The sequence below is a fragment of the Mycobacterium sp. MFM001 genome (genome assembly GCF_003402475.1).
Lineage (GTDB): Bacteria > Actinomycetota > Actinomycetes > Mycobacteriales > Mycobacteriaceae > Mycobacterium.
Map to the genome: position 1 here is coordinate 1 of NZ_BFAB01000023.1, position 19,463 is coordinate 19,463.

General features: G+C 67.0%; 3 protein-coding genes and 1 pseudogene. 1 reads left to right on the forward strand and 3 read right to left on the reverse strand.

The genetic code is table 11. From position 1 onward, the window contains the following. A partial coding sequence (locus MFM001_RS23305) for a non-ribosomal peptide synthetase (protein ID WP_116377627.1) occupies positions 1–11,745 on the forward strand: 11,745 nt, incomplete at its 5' end. Positions 11,746–11,776: 31 nt separating this feature from the next. On the opposite strand, the gene MFM001_RS23310 is transcribed toward MFM001_RS23305, so the two are convergent. The 3 genes and pseudogenes from MFM001_RS23310 to pks2 all read right to left on the reverse strand — a co-directional run bounded on the left by MFM001_RS23310 (position 11,777) and on the right by pks2 (position 19,232). Beyond that, positions 11,777–12,451: an isoprenylcysteine carboxylmethyltransferase family protein gene (locus MFM001_RS23310; RefSeq protein WP_116377628.1), complete on the reverse strand. Its 675-nt coding sequence runs from the start codon at positions 12,449–12,451 to the stop codon at positions 11,777–11,779. Between the two features lie 126 nt (positions 12,452–12,577). Further along, positions 12,578–12,712, reverse strand: a pseudogene (locus tag MFM001_RS23315) (helix-turn-helix domain-containing protein); the annotation flags it as partial. A 193-nt stretch (positions 12,713–12,905) separates the two neighbouring features. Beyond that, positions 12,906–19,232, reverse strand: coding sequence for a type I polyketide synthase (gene pks2, locus MFM001_RS23320; protein WP_116377629.1), 6,327 nt, complete (start codon positions 19,230–19,232; stop codon positions 12,906–12,908). Positions 19,233–19,463 lie beyond the last annotated feature (231 nt).

A 19,463-nucleotide genomic window follows, 5' to 3' on the forward strand; every position in this document is an offset into this window, starting at 1 on the left:
ATCAATACGGTGCCCGTGCGGGCCTGCCTGACGGCGGCATCCACGATCGCTGACTTGCTTGATCAGTTGCAGGGCGCCTATAACGACACGTTCGAGCATCAGCACTTAGCGCTCAACGAGATTCATCGCGTCACCGGTCATGACCAATTGTTCGACACAGTTTTCGTCTACGAGAACTACCCGATCGACACCGCGGCATTGTCGGGCGACCACGAGTTGGCCATCACCGGGGTGAGCAGCCGCGAATCCACCCACTACCCGCTGACGCTGGCGGCCCAGCCGGGTAACGAACTGCACCTACGCGTCGGATACGACACCGATGTGTTCGACGCGCAAAGCATCGAGGCTCTCATCAAGCGGTTCCAGCGGGTGCTGGTGGCCATGACCGCCGAGCCCACACGGCGCCTGTCGTCGATGGATCTGCTCGATGCCGGTGAGCGCGCCCAGTTGGAGGCGTGGGGCAACCGGGCGGTGTTGACCCAGCCCACACCGCCGTCGGCGTCGATTCCGGTGTTGTTCGCCGCGCAGGTGGCGCGCACACCGGATGCGGTGGCGATCAGCTGCGGGACGGACTCGCGGACTTACCGCGAGGTTGAGGAGGCCGCGAACCAGTTGGCGCACCTGTTGGCAGGACATGGTGTTGGTCCGGGTGAGAGTGTGGCGCTGCTGTTGGAGCGTTCGGCTCAGGCCGTCGTAGCGATCCTGGCGGTTTTGAAGACTGGGGCGGCGTATCTGCCGATCGACCCGGTGACGCCGTCGGCTCGGATTGGGTTCATGCTCGACGACGCCGCGCCGGCGGCTGCGATCACCACTACCGGGCTAGCCGAGGGCCTGGAGGGGCGTGACCTGCTAGTCATCGATGTCGACGATCCCCGCATCCCCGACCATCCGGGTACGGGTTTGCCGGCACCGGCTGGTGGGGACATCGCCTACATCATTTACACCTCGGGCACCACCGGTATGCCCAAGGGGGTCGCTGTCACTCACGACAACGTCATCCAGCTGCTGGAGTCCCGATATGGGCCGGATACATATCTGCCGGCGATGGGGGTTTGGCCGCAGTGTCATTCCTACGGGTTCGATACGTCGGTCTGGGAGATCTGGGATGCGTTGTTGCACGGGCGGCGAGTGGTCGTGGTGCCCGACTCGGTAAGACGTTCGCCCGAAGACTTCCACGCCTTGCTGGTCGCCGAACAGGTCAGCGTGCTCGTCCAGACCCCGTCGGCGGTGGCGGTGTTGTCGCCGGAGGGTTTGGAGTCGGTGCCGTTGATCGTGGCCGGTGAGGCCTGCCCGGCCGAGGTGGTGGATCGGTGGTCGCAGGGGCGGGTGATGATCAATGCCTACGGCCCCACCGAGACGACGATGGCAGTGATGCTGAGTGCGCCACTGAGCCCGGGGTCGGGGGTGCCGCCGATCGGTTCGCCCGTGTCGGGGGCGGCGTTGTTTGTGCTGGATGGGTGGTTGCGTCCGGTGCCGGCGGGGGTCGTCGGGGAGTTGTATGTGGCCGGTCGCGGGCTGGCGTGCGGGTATGTGGGCCGGGCCGGTTTGACCGGGGCACGGTTTGTGGCGTGCCCGTTCGGCGGCGCGGAAGCGCCCGGACAACGTATGTATCGCACCGGGGATTTGGTGCGGTGGCGTGCTGATGGGCAGCTGGACTATGTCGGGCGTGCCGATGAGCAGGTCAAGATCCGCGGGTATCGCATCGAGCTCGGTGAAGTCCAAGCAGCCCTGAGCGGTTTGGACGGGGTGGACCAGGCAGTGGTGATCGCCCGCGAGGATCGTCCCGGCGACAAACGCCTGGTGGGTTATGTCACCGGGACTGTCGACCCGGTCGGGGCGCGCACCGAGTTGGCTGAGCGGCTGCCCGCCTATATGGTCCCGGCCGCGGTGGTGGTGGTGGAGGCGCTGCCGTTGACCCCCAACGGCAAACTGGATACCCGCGCCCTACCGGAACCGGAATACACCGGCCTCGAGCGTTACCGCGCCCCGTCCAACGCCATCGAGGACATTCTGGCCGGCATCTACGCGCAGGTGCTGGGTATCGAGCGGGTCGGAGTGGATGACTCGTTCTTTGATCTCGGTGGCGACAGCATTTCTGCGATGCGCTTGGTCGCCGCGGTCAACACCGCGATGGATGCCGGAATTGCGGTGCGCACCGTGTTCGAGGCGCCATCGGTCGCCCAGTTGGCGCCCCGTATCGGCGAGCAGGCGGGTCGGCTCCAACCGTTGGTGGCGGTGGAGCGACCCGCGGTGGTTCCGTTGTCGTTTGCCCAGAACCGGTTGTGGTTCCTGGATCAGTTGCGGGGGCCCTCAGCGGTCTACAACATGGCGGTGGCGTTGCGGCTGCGCGGGCGCCTTGATGCGCAGGCGCTGGGTGCGGCGCTGGCCGATGTGGTGGGTCGCCATGAGAGCCTGCGGACGGTGTTTGCGGCGCCCGAGGGGATACCGCAGCAGCTGGTGGTGCCTGCTGAGCGGGTCGATTTTGGTTGGCAGATCATTGATGCCACCGGCTGGCCGGACAGCCGGCTCGGTGAGGCCATCGACACCGCGGCGCGTCACGAGTTTGATCTGTCGACCGAGATTCCCTTGCGGGCAAGGCTTTTCCGCATCGCTGACGAGGAGCATGTGCTGGTCGCGGTGATGCACCATATCGCCGCCGACGGCTGGTCGGTGGGCCCGCTGGTGGGTGATCTGGGGGTGGCCTACGCCAGCCGGTGTGCGGGGCACGACCCCAGCTGGGCGCCGCTGCCGGTGCAGTATGTCGATTACACGCTGTGGCAGCGTGCGCAGCTGGGTGATCTGGCCGATAGCGACAGTGCCATCGCTGCGCAGCTGGGCTACTGGGAGCAGGCCTTGGCGGGGATGCCCGAGCGGCTGCAGTTGCCCACCGATCGGCCCTATCCGCCGGTGGCGGATTACCGCGGCGGCAGTGTGGTGGTGGACTGGCCGGCGGAGTTGCAGCAGCAGATTCGTCGGGTGGCTCGTGAGCACAACGTGACGAGTTTCATGGTGGTGCAGGCCGCCCTGGCGGTGCTGCTGGCCAAGATCAGCGCCAATTCCGATGTGGCGGTGGGGTTTTCGATCGCCGGGCGCGGCGACCCGGCGCTGGATGAGCTGGTGGGGTTTTTCGTCAACACCTTGGTGTTGCGGGTTGACCTGGCTGGGGATCCCAGTGTGGCTGAGTTGCTGGCCCAGGTGCGGGGGCGCAGCCTGGCCGCCTATGAGCATCAAGATGTGCCCTTTGAGGTGCTGGTGGAGCGGCTTAACCCGACCCGAAGCCTGGCTCATCATCCGCTGGTGCAGGTGGTGTTGGCTTGGCAGAACTTCGCTGGCCAAGACAATGATCCCACCGCCGGGGTGGCGTTGGGTGATCTGCAGGTCACCCCGCTACCCATCGAGACCCGCACTGCCCGCATGGATCTGACGTTTTCCTTGATCGAACGCTGGAGCGAGGGTGGTGAGCCTGCCGGGATTTCCGGGGCGGTGGAATTTCGCACCGATGTGTTCGATGCGGGCAGCATCGGGGCGCTGATCGAGCGATTCCAGCGGGTGTTGGTGGCGCTGACCGCCGATCCGGGTCGGCGGCTGTCGTCGGTGGATGTGCTGGATGAGGCTGAGCTGTCCCGGCTGGATGGGTGGGGTAATCGGGCGGTGTTGACCGCGCCGGCACTGCCGTCGGTGTCGATCCCGGCGTTGTTCGCCGCGCAGGTGACGCGCACACCAGAGGCGGCGGCGGTGACCTTCGAGGGCCGCTCAATGACTTACCGCGAGCTGGAGGAGGCCGCGAACCGGTTGGCGCACCTGTTGGCCGGCCATGGGGTGGGCCCGGGTGAGCGGGTGGCGTTGCTGTTGGAGCGGTCGGTCGAGGCGATCGTGGCGATCCTGGCGGTGCTCAAGACCGGGGCGGCGTATCTGCCGATCGACCCGGCGCACCCGTCGGCGCGGATCGGGTTCGTGCTCGATGATGCCGCGCCGATCGCCGCGATCACCACTACTGGGCTGGCCGAGCGGCTCGACGGTCACGAGGTTGCGGTCATCGATATCAACGATGCCTCTGTTGACGCCCAACCCAGCACAGCCGTGCCGGGACCGGCTCCCGATGACATCGCCTACTTGATCTACACGTCGGGCACCACCGGGGTCCCTAAGGGCGTGGCCATTCCTCACCGCAATGTGACCGGGCTGCTGGAGACCCTTGATGCTGACCTCGGGTTGGCGGGACAGGTGTGGACGCAGGCTCATTCGTTGGCGTTCGACTTTTCTGTGTGGGAGATCTTCGGCGCGCTGCTGCATGGTGGGCGGCTGGTGGTGGTGCCCGATGCTGTGGTGCGCTCACCGGAAGATCTCCTCGCCTTGCTGGTCAACGAACAGGTCAGCGTGTTAAGCCAAACCCCGTCGGCGTTTAATGCCCTGCAAACCGCCGATGCGCTCTCACCCGAGCTGGGGCATCAGTTCAAGCTCGAGACGGTGGTGTTCGGCGGGGAGGCGCTGGAACCGCAACGTCTTGGGACGTGGCTGGGCAACCATCCGGGATCGCCGCGGATTGTCAACATGTATGGCATCACCGAGACGACGGTGCATGCTTCGTTGCGCGAGATCGTCGAAGCCGATGTGGATGGCACGGCCAGCCCGATCGGGGTGCCGCTGGCGCATCTGGGCTTTTTTGTGCTGGATGGGTGGTTGCGGCCGGTGCCGGCGGGGGTGGTCGGGGAGTTGTATGTGGCCGGTGCCGGGCTGGCGTGTGGGTATGTGGGTCGGGCGGGGTTGACCGGGTCGCGGTTTGTGGCCTGCCCGTTTGGGGGGTCGGGGGCGCCGGGGATACGTATGTATCGCACCGGGGATTTGGTGCGGTGGGGTGCTGACGGGCAGCTGGCCTATCTGGGGCGTGCGGATGAACAGGTCAAGATCCGCGGGTATCGCATCGAGCTGGGTGAAATCCAGGCGGCGCTGGCCGGCCTGGATGGGGTGGAGCAGGCGGTGGTGATCGCCCGCGAGGACCGCCCCGGCGACAAGCGGCTGGTGGGTTATGTCACCGGCACCGCCGACCCGGCCGGGATGCGCGAGAAGCTGGCCGAGCGGCTGCCGGCCTATATGGTCCCGGCCGTGGTGGTGGTGGTGGACGCGCTGCCGCTGACACCCAACGGCAAACTCGACACCCGCGCCCTGCCGGCACCGGAGTATCAGGAGGTCGATCGTTACCGCGCCCCCACCACCCCCACCGAGGACATCCTGACCGGCATCTACGCCCAGGTGCTCGGGCTCGAGCGGGTCGGGGTCGACGACTCATTTTTCGATTTGGGTGGAGATTCACTGTCGGCGATGCGCCTCATCGCCGCGGTCAACACCGGCTTGGATGCCCGGCTTTCGGTACGCACGGTGTTTGAGGCGCCCACGGTCGCTCAGTTGGCGCCCCGTATCGGTGGGGATGGGGATCGGTTTGCGCCGTTGATGCCGGTTGAGCGGCCCGCGGTGGTTCCGTTGTCGTTTGCCCAGAGCCGGTTGTGGTTTATTGACCAGTTGCACGGGCCCTCACCTGTCTACAACATGCCCGTGGCGCTGCGGTTGCGCGGGCGCCTTGATGCCGACGCACTGGATGCGGCGCTGGCCGATGTGGCGGGCCGCCAGGAGAGCCTGCGCACAATGTTCCCGGCGGTCGAAGGGATCCCCCAGCAGCTGGTGGTGGCGCCCGAGCGGGTCGACTTCGGTTGGGACGTCATCGATGCCACCGGCTGGTCGGAAGGCCGGCTGGGTGAGGCCATTAACGCAGCGGCACGCTACAGTTTTGACCTGGCATCCGAGATCCCGTTGCGGGCACGGCTTTTCCGCATCAGCGACGATGAGCACGTGCTGGCGGCGGTGGTGCACCATATCGCCGCCGACGGCTGGTCGATCAGCCCGCTGATGCGGGACCTGGGGGTGGCCTATGCCAGCCGGTGCGCGGGGCGGGCCCCCGATTGGGCTGGTTTAGCGGTGCAGTATGTCGATTACACGCTGTGGCAACGCGCCCAGTTGGGTGATCTCGACGACAGCGAGAGCCCCATCGCCGGGCAGCTGGCCTACTGGGAGGATGCGCTGGCCGGTATGCCCGAGCGCCTTCAGCTGCCCACCGATCGGCCCTATCCGCCGGTGGCCGATTATCGCGGCGCCAGTGTGGTGCTGGACTGGCCCGCGGAGCTACAGCAGCGGATTGCGCGGGCGGCTCGTGAGCACAATGCGACCAGCTTCATGGTGGTTCAGGCCGCCTTGGTGATGCTGTTGTCCAAGGTCAGCGCCAGCAGTGATGTGGCGGTGGGGTTCCCGATCGCTGGGCGCGGTGACCCCGCGCTGGATGAGTTGGTCGGGTTTTTCGTCAACACCTTGGTACTTCGCGTGGATCTGGGCGGCGATCCCACTGTTACCGAGTTGCTGGCCCAGGTGCGGGCGCGCAGCCTCGCCGCCTACGAGCACCAGGACGTGCCCTTTGAGGTGCTGGTGGAGCGGCTTAACCCGAGCCGAAGCCTGACGCATCACCCGCTGGTGCAGGTGATGTTGGCCTGGCAGAACTTCGCCGGGCAGGACAGCGATCCCGCTGGCGGGCTGACGTTGGGGGATCTGCAGGTGTCGGAGATGCCGGTGGACACTCGCACCGCCCGCATGGATCTGGTGTTTTCTCTTAGGGAACGTTGGAGCGAGGCCGGTGAGCCCGCCGGGATTGGCGGGGGGGTGGAATTTCGCACCGACATTTTCGACCAGGAAAGCATTGAGGCGCTGATCGAGCGGTTGCAGCGGGTGTTGGCGGTGATGACCGCCGATCCGGGTCGGCGGCTGTCGTCGGTGGATGTGCTGGATGAGGCTGAGCACGCCCGCCTGGATGAGATCGGTAATCGGACGGTGTTGATCCAGCCGGCGGCGCCCGCGGTGTCGATTCCGGCGTTGTTCGCCGCGCAGGTGGCCCGCGCCCCAGAGGCGGTGGCGATCAGTTGCGGGGAGTGTTCCTGGACCTATCGCGAGCTCGATGAGGCCGCTAACCGGATGGCGCATCTGTTGGCTGGCCAGGGTGTGGGCCCGGGGGAGCGGGTGGCGCTGCTGTTGTCGCGTTCGGCTGAGGCGGTCGCCGCGATCTTGGCTGTGCTCAAGACCGGGGCGGCCTATCTGCCGATCGACCCAGTGATGCCGGCGGCGCGGATGCAGTTCATGGTCGCCGATGCCGCGCCGATCGCCGCGATCACCACCACCGAGCTGGCCGATCGCCTGGACGGGCACGATCTGCTGGTCATCGACGCCGACGACCCCCGCATTGACACCCAACCCAGCACGGGTTTGCCGACGCCGGCAGCGGATGAGATTGCCTACCTGATTTACACCTCGGGCACCACCGGTGTGCCCAAAGGCGTGGCGGTCGCCCACCACAATGTCACCCGGCTGCTGGAATCCCTCGACAGTGATCTTGAGTTGTCGCCGGGACAGGTGTGGACGCAGGCTCATTCCTTGGCCTTCGACTTCTCGGTGTGGGAGATCTTCGGTGCCCTGTTGCACGGCGGGCGGCTAGTGGTGGTGCCCGAGTCGGTGGTCCGCTCACCGGAAGACCTGCACGACCTGCTGGTTGCCGAGCAGGTCAGTGTCTTAAGCCAGACCCCGTCTGCGTTTTATGCGCTGCAAACCGTCGATGCGCTGCAGCCCGAGCGCGGAGGCCAGCTCAAGCTGGAGACGGTGGTGTTCGGCGGCGAAGCGCTAGAGCCGCATCGGCTTGCGACGTGGCTGCGCAACCGCCCGGGATTGCCGCGGATGATCAACATGTATGGCATCACCGAGACGACGGTGCATGCCTCGTTCCGCGAGATCGTCGACGGCGACGCCAACAGCAAAGCCAGCCCGATCGGGGTGCCGTTGGCGCATCTGGGCTTTTTTGTGCTGGATGGGTGGTTGCGCCCGGTGCCCGCCGGCGTGGTCGGGGAGTTATATGTGGCCGGTTCCGGATTGGCGTATGGGTACGTGCGTCGGGCGGGGTTGACCGGGTCGCGGTTTGTGGCGTGCCCGTTCGGCGGCGCGGGAGCGCCGGGCATACGGATGTATCGCACCGGGGACTTGGTGTGCTGGGGTGCTGATGGGCAGCTGCGCTATGTGGGGCGCGCCGATGAGCAGGTCAAGATCCGCGGGTATCGCATCGAGCTCGGTGAAGTCCAGGCGGCATTGAGTGGTTTGGATGGGGTGGAGCAGGCGGTGGTGATCGCCCGCGAGGACCGCCCCGGCGATAAGCGGCTGGTGGGCTATGTCACCGGTACCGCCGATCCGGCCACGGCGCGCGCCGCGCTGGGCGAGCGGCTCCCGGCCTACATGGTGCCGGCCGCGGTGGTGGTGTTAGAGGCGCTGCCGTTGACAGTCAACGGCAAACTCGACACCCGGGCCCTGCCGGCACCGGAGTATCAGGAGGTCGATCGTTACCGCGCACCGGCCACCGCCACCCAGGAGATCCTGGCCGGCATCTACGCCCAGGTGCTGGGGCTCGAACGGGTCGGTGTGGATGAGTCGTTTTTCGAGCTGGGTGGGGACAGCATTTTGTCCATGCAGGTGGTAGCGCGCGCGCGTGCCGCCGGGCTGGTGTGTCGGCCGCGCGATGTTTTCGTCGAGCAGACCGTGGCCGGGCTGGCCCGGGTGGCCGGCGCGAGCGACGGCGTGGCCGGCGTGGTCGACGAGGGTGTCGGGCCGGTGGCGGCGACCCCAATCATGTGTTGGTTGCAGGGCCTCGAGGGCCCGGTTGAGCAGTTCAATCAGACGGTGCTGGTGCAGGCTCCGGCGGGGGTGACCGAGGCCGATGTGGCGGTGCTGTTGCAAGCGTTGCTGGATCGGCATGCCATGCTGCGGGCGCGTGTCGAAGACGATGGCGTGGGGGCGTGGGCATTACGGGTGCCCGAGGCGGGGTCGGTGGATGCGCGCGGGTGTCTGTACTCGGTGGACGTGTTATCCGATGAGGCACTTATAGCGGCGCGGTCGCGGTTAGATCCGGCCGCCGGGGTGATGCTCAGCGCGTTGTGGGTTTCCTCCACGAATCAGTTGGTGTTGATCGTTCACCATTTGGCCGTTGATGGGATGTCGTGGCGGATTGTGTTGGAGGACCTCAACATTGGCTGGGCCCAGCATCGCGATGGGCAGCCGGTGATGCTGCCGGCGACGGGGACGTCATTTGTCCGTTGGGCGTCGGTTTTGGCTGAGTATGCGCGCCACCCGGAGGTGGTGGGCCTGGCGGAGAGGTGGCGGCAGGTGGCGGCGACCCCGGCGGCGCTGCCCGCAGTGCAACCTGCGGTGGATACATTCGCCACGGCGGGGCAGTTGTCGGTAGGGCTGGATCTGCAGACCACCCGCATGCTGCTCGGTGAGGTGCCGGCGGCGTTTCATGCCGGGGTGCACGACATTTTGTTGATCGCATTCGGGTTGGCAGTGGCGCAGTTTTTGGGCGACCCCGGCGCGCCGATCGGCATCGATGTAGAGGGTCACGGCCGCCAGGAGGAGCTGGGCCCCGATGTGGACCTGTCGCGCACGGTGGGGTGGTTTACCACCAAATACCCGGTGTCGTTGGCGGCCGGTGGGCTGTCCTGGGCGCAGGTGATAGCCGGTGAAGCCGCGTTGGGGGCGCTGATCAAGGACCTCAAAGAGCAGCTTCGGGCCCTGCCGGATGGTTTGACCTATGGTGTGCTGCGCTATTTGAACACCGATGTTGACCTGGCCGGGCCTGACCCGGCGATCGGGTTTAACTATCTGGGCCGTGTGGGCGGCACGGCGGGCGAGGTGTCCGGGGAGGGGTGGCGGCTCTGCCAGGATGGCTTGTCGGTGATCGGCGCTGCCGCGGCTATCCCCGTGGCGCTGGCGCACACCGTGGAGCTCAACGCCGTCACCGTCGACACCGACACGGGCCCGCAGCTGCATGCTAATTGGACGTGGGCGCCATCGGCGCTCGATGAGGCGCAGGTCGATCGATTGGGCCGGTTCTGGTTTGAGGCCCTGGCCGGTATCTGTGCGCATGTGCGCGCCGGTGGCGGTGGGTTGACACCGTCGGACATCGCGCCAGTCCGGTTAGGGCAGCAGCAGATCGACGAGCTGTGCGGGCGATATGAGGTCGCCGATATTTTGCCGTTGACTCCTTTGCAGCAGGGGCTGCTGTTTCATGCCGCCGCGCCGGGTAGCGATGATGTATATGCGGTGCAGTTCGATTTCACCATCGCGGGCCGGCTTGATCGGCACCGGCTGCGTGATGCGGTGCAGATGGCGGTCAACCGGCATCCCAATGTGGCGGCCCGATTCTGTGAACAGTTCGACGAGCCGGTGCAGATCATCCCGGCCGATCCGGTTGTGCCGTGGCGGTATGTCGATGTTGATGGCAGCGCTGACTGTGATGAGCAGATCGAGGCGTTGTGTGCGGCTGAACGTGCCGCGGTCTACGACCTGGCCGGCCGGCCGGCGTTTCGGGCGGCGTTGATCCGCACCGCAGAGGATCGGCATCGGTTTGTGCTGACTAATCATCACATCGTGCTCGATGGCTGGTCGACGGCGAACCTGCTGGGGGAGATTTTCGCCGGCTATTACGGGCAGCGGCTGGCGGCGCCCGCGCCGTATCGCAGCTTTGTCACCTGGTTGGCCGAGCGTGACCTTGATGCGGCCCGCGCGGTGTGGGGTGAGGTGTTTGACGGTTTTGACACCCCGACGTTGGTGGGGTCGCCGGATCGGTGGGGGCTGGGGCGGCGAGGCCTGGCATCGGTTCGGGTGCCCGAGCAGATCAGCGGCGCGGTTGGTGAGTTGGCGCGCTCGCATCACACCACCGTCAGCACTGTGTTGCAGGCGGCCTGGGCGCAGGTGTTGTCATGGTTGACCGGCCAGCGTGATGTCGCCTTCGGTGCGGTGGTTTCGGGTCGGCCGGCCGAGCTGGCCGGTGCGGACTCGATGGTGGGGCTGTTGATCAACACGGTGCCGGTGCGGGCGCGCATCACGCCGGCCACCACCACCTCCAAGCTGCTGGATCAGCTGCAAACCGCCCACACCCATACCCTGGAGCATCAGCATCTGGCGCTCACCGAGATTCACCGCATCAGCGGTCACGAGCAGCTGTTCGATACCGTTTTCGTCTACGAGAACTACCCGGTCGACACCGCGGCGTTGTCGGGCGACCACGAGTTGGACATCACCGGGTTCACCGGCCGCGACTACTACCACTACCCGTTGACCATCCAAGCCGCGCCGGGCCGCGAATTGGAACTTCGCGTTCAATTTCGCACGGATGTTTTCGATGCAGAAACCGTCGGCACGCTGATCGAGCGGTTGCAGCGAGTGTTGGTGGCCATGACCGCCGACCCCAACCAGCGGCTCTCATCGATGGACCTGCTCGACCAGCAGAATCGGCGCACCCGCCTGCAGGGTTGGGGCAATCGGATGGCGATGACCCAACCCGCAACCACGCCGGTGTCGACACCCGAATATCATGACAACGGCGGCGGCCATCGCCCCCCGGCTACTCCGGTCGAGCAGATCCTGGTCGACATCTACGCCCAGGTCCTGGGGGTAGACCGCGTCGGAGTCGATGATTCGTTTTTCCAGCTCGGCGGGGATTCGCTTTCCGCGATGCGGGCGATCGCCGCAATCAACACAGCATTTGATATCCACCTCGCGGTGCCCGCGTTATTCGACGCGCCGACCGTTAGAAGCTTGAGCCAGCAGTTGGGCCGACATGCCGCCTCGGTGGAAGAAGTTCCGGACGTGACTCCGGCCAGCGATCTGTAAGACCACGCTGGCGATATTCAGGTCCAGGTCGTTACCACATACATGGCACCAGGCGATAGCGAACCTTCTGCGTGTACTCACGGTACCCGTCCAACTCTTCCTGGAGCAGCCTCTCCTCGTCGCGGATGCGCAAGGCGAGCACGATCAGGCCGGGTATGACCAAGCCGAGCCCCCAGTAGGAACCAAGCGCAAGGGGGATGCCAACCATCATGATCACGTTGCCGGTGTACATAGGGTGGCGCACCAGTCGGTACAGACCGCTGGAAACGAGCTTCTGGTCCGCCTCCACCCGGACAGTTGCGGCGGCATAGCTGTTCTGAATGGTCACCAGCATTACGACACCCACTCCAACGGCTACCAGAACATCACCGGCCAAGCAGATTGCCGTCGACACCGGCGACCAGCCAAAGCGATGGTCAAGGGCGCTGACCACGATTATTGCTGCCAGCGCCAAGTACCAGCCTGCAATAATGGCCTTCTGCATCATTCGGGTCTCTGCTATCGGCCCCGCACGCCTCCGTCGCTCAAGCGCAACGGGATTCGTGCGCAGCAAGTAGATGCCGGGGATCCACCCCGAAAGGGCAACCACCAGCAGGAAAACCCATGCTTGCGAGTAATTGAACGTGCCTGCTGGCAAGAACAGCAGCAAGCCGGCCACGGCAAGCCAAACAAGATCGAATACCAGCGTTCTAGGAATGGTTTTCACGGATCCTCCTTACCCGTCCGTCCGGTACCGCACGGCAACAGCGCACATCGCAGCGCCAAAAGCCGCTACTCCCAGCGCAGCATCGATTGCCAGCAGCCACAGCAGCGGCGCAGAACTGAAACTACCGCCACCGGCCTCAGCGCGCTCAACAGCACGTTTGACCGTCTTATGGGTGGTGCCGCACAACTCCGCGGCAGCTCGATAGGTACCGACTTCCCGATAGGTCGAGATGATGTTCATACGCTCCCTTGCAGACTTCAATGGAACTCCCTGGGCGGTGCAGGTGACTGTTGGAGCAATCATCGTCACCGCCCAGGCCACGAGCTCCCCGGACCGACACGACACGCAAGGGGATTGAGGACTTCTACCTGGCCACAAAGGGGGGACATCCAACTGGCCATCAGCGGGGACGTACAGCTGGCCATAAACGGGGAATTTCACATGGCCACGGACATCAGGCCGCGCCTGCGGGCGCGAGCTTTTCGTGCAGCAGGCCCGCCAAACCACGGATCGTGCCGATGCTGGTCAGGTCGGCGGGGTTGATGCGTATTCCGGTTTCCGATTCGATGCGGGTACGCAGCTCGAGGGCACCCAGCGAGTCCAGGCCGTACTCGGAGAGCGGGCGGTCCGGGTCGATGCTGCGGCGCAGGATCAGGCTGACCTGATCGGAGATCATGCGCCGCAACCGGGTGGGCCACTCGTCTGCAGGCAGCTCTTCGAGCTCGGCAAGGAATTTGCTTGTGCCCGCGGCGTTTTGGCCCATCGAACGGAATACCTCGGCGAACGGGGTGCGCTCGGCGAACGCGGCCAACCACGGTGCACCGGTGACGGGCGCGTAGCCGCTGTAGGCGCGGTCGTGGCGCAGCAGCGCTTCCAGCGCGTAGGCGCCCTCGTCGGGAGCGATGGCCATGCCGGCAGCGCCCTCCGCCAGGTCGGTGGCGCGGCCGATCTCGGCCCAGGCACCCCAGGCGATCGCGGTCGCCGGCAGGCCCTGCGACCGGCGCCAGCGGGTGAAGGCGTCGAGCCAGCTGTTGGCCGCGGCGTAGGCGCCCTGTCCCGGCGAGCCCACCAGCGCGGCTGCCGACGAGAACGAGCAGAACCAGTCCAGCGGCTGCTCAGCGGTGGCGGTGTGCAAGTTCCACGCCCCGTAAACCTTTGGCGCCCAGTCACGCTCGACGAGCTCATCGGTGATGTTGGTTAGTGTGGCGTCCTCGATCACCGCCGCCAGATGCAACACACCGCGCACCGGCAGCCCGGTAGCGGTCGCTGCGGTGACCAACCGCTGCGCCGTCCCGGCCTCGGCGATGTCGCCGTTCTCTACGACGACGTCGGCGCCGAGCGCGCGAATGCGCTCGATGGTCTGCTGCGCCTCCGGTGTCGGCTGCGAGCGCGACGACAACACGATGCGTCCAGCGCCGGCCGCTGCCATCTTCTCGGCCAGGAACAAGCCCAGGCCCCCGAGCCCGCCGGTCACGACGTAGGCGCCGTCGCCGCGGAACACCGGCACCTGCTCGGGCGGCACCACCACCCGGCTGTGCCCGGTGTGCGGGATGTCGAGCACGAGCTTGCCGATGTGCTCGGCGGCGCTCATCACCCGAATGGCGGTGGGCGCCTCGGCCAGCGGGTAGTGCGTGCTCTCCGGCATCGGCAACGTGCCGTCAGCGGTGAGCTGGTACACCCTTTCCAGCACTCCGCGCAGCCGGTCCGGGTGCGTGGCGGTCATCAGCGCCAGGTCGACGCCGTAGAACGCGAGGTTGCGCCGGAACGGGAAAAGCCCCAACCGGGTGTCGCCGTAGATGTCGCGTTTACCGATCTCGATGAACCGCCCGCCGTAGGCCAGTAGTTCGAGGCCCGCTCGCTGGGCGGCGCCGGTGACCGAGTTGAGCACGATATCCACGCCGTACCCGTCGGTGTCACGGCGAATCCCGTCGGCGAACGCCAGGCTTCGCGAGTCGTAGACGTGCTCAATCCCCATGTCGCGCAACAACTGCCGGCGCTGCTCACTGCCCGCGGTGGCGAAAATCTCGGCACCCGCGGCGCGGGCGATCGCGATGGCTGCCTGCCCCACGCCGCCGGTGCCGGAGTGGATCAACACTTTGTCGCCGCTCGTGATGCGCGCCAAGTCGTGCAGGCCGTACCAGGCGGTGGCCGTCGCGGTGGTTACCGCCGCCGCTTGGGCGTCGGAAAGCCCGTCGGGCAGCGGGACGGCCAGCCGCGCGTCGCACGTGACGAACGTGCCCCAGCAGCCGTCGGGCGACAGACCCCCGACATGGTCGCCCACCTTGTGGTCCGTCACGTCCGGTCCGACCGCGGTCACCACCCCGGCGAAGTCGGTGCCCAGCTGCGGCAGGTGCCCCTCGATGGCGGGGTAGCGACCGAACGCCACCAGCACGTCGGCGAAGTTGATGCTCGACGCGCTGACCGCGACCTCGATCTTCCCCGGCCCCGGCGAAACCCGGTCGCGCGCAACCAGTTCCATCGACTCCAGGTCGCCGGACGTGCGGATCTGCAGGCGCATGCCGTCGCATTCGTGGTTGGCGACGGTGGTCTTACGGTCCTCCGGCAACAGCGGCGCAGCCGACAACCGCGCTGTGTACCACGCGCCGTTGCGCCAGGCGGTTTCGTCCTCGTCGGAGTCGACCAGCAGTTGGCGCGCCAACTGCTCGGCGTCGACGGCGTCGTCCACGTCGATCTGGCTGGCGCGCAAGTGCGGATGCTCGGTGCCGATCACCCGCATCAAACCGCGCAGCCCGGCCTGCTCCAGGTTCGGCCGGTCGCCGGCCAGCACCACCTGGGCGTTGCGGGTCACCAGGTACACCCGCGGCGACTCGCCAGGCAGCTCCGGCAATTGGCGGGCGACCCGCACCAGATGCTGCACATACTCGCGACCCAGCAGTGGGGAGTGGTCCACGGCGTCACCGTTTTTCGGTCCCGTCAGGATCACCACACCGCTGAAGCCGCCGGCACTCAATTGATTTTGCAGCTGTTTGCGGTTGGATTCATGGTCGGCGTGCGGTGGCCAGCACATCGTGGTGCATTGTGCGCCATAGTTTTTCAGGGCGTCGGTCAACCTGGTGGCCACCACGTCGGCGGTGGCGGTGGTGCTGATCAGCAGCCAGCTGCTGGCATCGTCGGTGTCGGCCTCGGGCAATTCCCGCAGTCGCCATTCCAGGCTCAGCAGGCGCTCGTTGAGCGTCCGCTCTTTCTGGACGTTGCCGGAGGCCCTGGCGCCCCACCGCGCGCCCTGCAGGGTGAGAAGAACCGCTCCGTGTTCGTCGAGCAGTTCGAAGTCGGCCTCGACCCCGGTCGAATCGGCTTTGTTCACCACCGTGTAGCAGTAGCGGGCATTGCGAACCGGCCCGTAGACGCGTATCCGGCGGGCACCCTGCGGCAATCCCAGCACTTCTTCGCTGAGGGCCTTGACCCCCGGATGCGACTCGATGCACTGGAAACAGGTGTCCAGCAGCGCCGGGTGCACCCCGTACGCGTCTTGCTGCGAGCGGATTTGACGCGGCAGCGCGACCTCGGCCAGCACGCTGTCGGCCCCCTCCTCGCCGGTGTGCACGACACCGAGAGCGGCGAACGCGGGACCGAACTGAACACCACGCTGGTCCAGCCGCGCCCGCACGTCGGCGCCGTCTTCGCGGCCCGGGTGCGCGGCGAGCAGCGCGGGGATATCCCGCGCGGGCGGCTGCTCGTCCTCCGCTGCGTGCAGGGTCGCGGCGGCGTGCCGCACTTGCTGACCGCCCGGATTTGTCTCCACGGTGAAATCGAGCACGCCCGGCGAGGACAACGACGCCGAGGCGCCGACCGTAGTCTGCTCATCCAGCCGCAGCGCCTGCTCGAAGCGGATGTCGCGGACCTCGGCGGCCTCGCCCAGCACCGCGCGCGCGGCCGCCAGCGCCATCTCGCAGTACGCCGCTCCGGGAAGCACGGCGATGTCGCGGATCCGGTGGTCGCCCAGCCACGGCTGGGCGTCGGTGCCGACCTCGCCTTGCCACACGTGGCGCTCCGGTTCCTCGTGCAAGCGCACATGCGGGCCCAGCAGCGGATGCACGGAAACCGTGCAGCCCCCGTGTATTTGGGTTTCCTGGTTGTCGCGGCTCCACATCAGCGGACGGTGCGTCCACGTCGGCAGCGGCGCATCCACCAGCCGCCCACCCGGGTACAGCACCGAAAAGTCCACCGCGGCGCCCGCACTGTGCAGTTCGGCCACGAAGCTGCGCAGCCCGTGCGGCAGGGCCTGCTCGCGGCGCATACCGGCCACGGCGGCCATTGGCATGTCGAGGCCACTGGCGGTCTGCTGGAGAGCGTGGGTGAGCAGCGGGTGCGGCGCCACCTCGGCGAAGACTCGGTAGCCGTCCTCCAAAGCGGCCTGCACCGCCGCCGAGAACCGCACCATCCGGCGCATGTTGGCCGCCCAGTAGCGGGCGTTGCAGACCGGCTGCTCGCGCGGGTCGAACAACGTCGCCGAGTAGAACGGAACCTCCGGCGTCATCGGAGTGAGGTCTGCCAGTGCCGCGGTCAGGTCGTCGAGGATCGGGTCGACCTGAGGCGAGTGGAAGGCGACGTCGGTGGGGACCTCGCGGGCCATCACGTCGCGCTGCTCCCAGGCCGCGACCAGGTCGCGAACCGTCGGTGCGGCGCCGGCGATCACCGTGGACTGCGGCGAGGCCACGATGGCCACCACGACGTCGTTGATGCCGCGGGCCGTCAACTCCGAAAGTACTTGCTGGGCCGGCAATTCCACTGTTGCGGTGGCGCCGGTTCCCGCGACGCGGGACATCAGCTGCGAGCGCCGGCAGATCACCTTGAGCCCGTCTTCCAGCGACAGCGCGCCCGCGGCCACCGCGGCCGCGGCCTCGCCGAGCGAATGCCCGACCACCGCGCCCGGGCGCACCCCGTACGCCTTGAGCGTCGCGGCCAGCGCGACCTGCATGGTGAACAGCGTCGGCTGAATCCGCTCCTGACCGGTCACCACCTCGGGGGCCGAGATCGCTTCGGTCACCGAGAATCCCGACTCGCGGGCAATGAACGGCTCGGCCTGCGCAACGGTGGCGGCAAACACCGGCTCGTCGGCGAGCAGCTGCGCGCCCATCCCCGCCCACTGCGAACCCTGCCCGGAGAACACCCACACCGCTCCGCGGTCGTCTTGTCCGACCGCGGCCTGATACGGGGTGTCGCCGTCGGCGACCTCGCGCAACGCTTGGACGAGCTCAGTCTGGTTGCTCGCAATGACGGTGGTGCGCACCGGGCGCGGTGCACGTCGGCACGCCAACGTGTAGGCCAGGTCCGGCAACGCCACGTCGGCATGCGATTCCACCCAGTCGGCCAGCCGGCCGGCGGTGCGGCGCAGTTCGTCGGTGGAGGTGGAGGACACAGGGAACAGCAGCGACGATGTCGCTTCGGCCTTGGGTTGTGCAGCGGTTTCACGCGGCTCGGGGGGTTGCTCCACGATGGCGTGGGCGTTGGTGCCGGAGAACCCGTACGCGGACACCGCCGCCCGCCGCGGGGCCCCGCCGTTGCGTGGCCACGGCGTATTCTCTTGCGGCACAAAGAGCTTGGTGTCTATTTGGGTGAGCTCGTCGGGCAGTTGGGTGAAGTGCAGATTGCGTGGAATAACTCCATGCTGCAGAGCCAGGACGGTCTTCATCAAACCAAGCGTCCCGGCGGTGGACTGGTTGTGCCCGAAGTTGGTCTTCGCGGCGCCCAGCGCGCAGGGCCCGTCGATGCCGTAAACCTCGGCCAGGCTGGCGAATTCGATGGGGTCACCGGTCGGCGTACCGGTGCCGTGCGTCTCCACCATGGCCACGCTGGCCGCGTCCACGTTCGCCGCAGCCAGTGCGGCGCGATAGGCCGCGGCCTGCGCCGCCCGCGACGGCGAGGTGATGGTCGCCGTGCGGCCGTCGTTGTTCAGGGCCGTGCCGCGCACCACCGCCAAGACCCGGTCACCGTCGCGCAGTGCATCCGGCAGCCGCTTGAGCACCACCACCGCAGTGCCCTCGCCCGGCACGAACCCGTCGGCGGTGACGTCGAACGCATGGCAGCGTCCGGTCGGCGAAAGCATGCCGCCCGCCGACCCCGCGGAGAACTTCCGCGGATCCAGTGCCACCGCCGAACCGCCTGCCAGGGCGAGGTCGCATTCGCCGTCGTGCAGGCTGCGGCACGCCATGTGCACGGTGACCAGCCCAGCCGAGCATGCGGTGTCGACCGTGAGCGCGGGACCGTGCAGCCCGAGGGCGTAGGAGACCCGCCCGGAGGCCATGCAGTAGCCGTTGCCGAGGAATCCGTAGGGCCCCTCCAACGCGTGGGCGTCGGCGGCGAGCAGTTGGTAGTCGTTGTGCCCCAAAGCCACGTACACACCGGTGCGTGAGCCGGCCAGCTTTGTCGGGTTGAGCCCCGCGTGCTCGACTGCCTCCCATGAGGTTTCCAGCAACAACCGGTGCTGCGGGTCGATCGCGGTGGCCTCCGCCTCGCTGATCCCGAAGAAATCGGCGTCGAAGCCGGCGACGTCGTCAAGGAAGGCGCCCCACTTCGACACCGACCGGCCCGGCACCCCGGGCTCGGGGTCGTAGTGTTCGTCGACGTCCCAACGGTCCGGCGGAACCTCGGTGACCAGGTCGTCGCCGCGCAGCAGCGCCTCCCACAGCAGCTCCGGGGAGTCGATACCGCCGGGAAGCCGGCACGCCATGCCGATGATGGCGACAGGAGTGACCGCGGTGGTGGAATCCGCTGACGCTGTGCCGTGTGCACCATCCTCGATCGCCCCGTACGAAACCATTCAGCCTCCTCACAGCAACGACTGCGCAGCCTTGTCCGATGCGTGGCTCGAGCCGTGGCGCTCCTTGACCCCCCAGGGTGCCTACGTCATGCGTAATTGATGCCTCACCGGTGCCGGGCTTTGTGCACGTCAGCGGCGTAAGTGGCAGACGCGACGCTATTACGCACCTGCCGAAGATTTCGGTATTTGACAGAACCGTTATCCAGCCGTGATGTTTGCTCGGGCGGGCTG

Coding starts and splice junctions, on each gene's coding strand:
- pks2 (WP_116377629.1), bottom strand. CDS start 19,232: ATGGTTTCGTACGGGGCGATCGAGGATGGTGCACACGGCACAGCGTCA.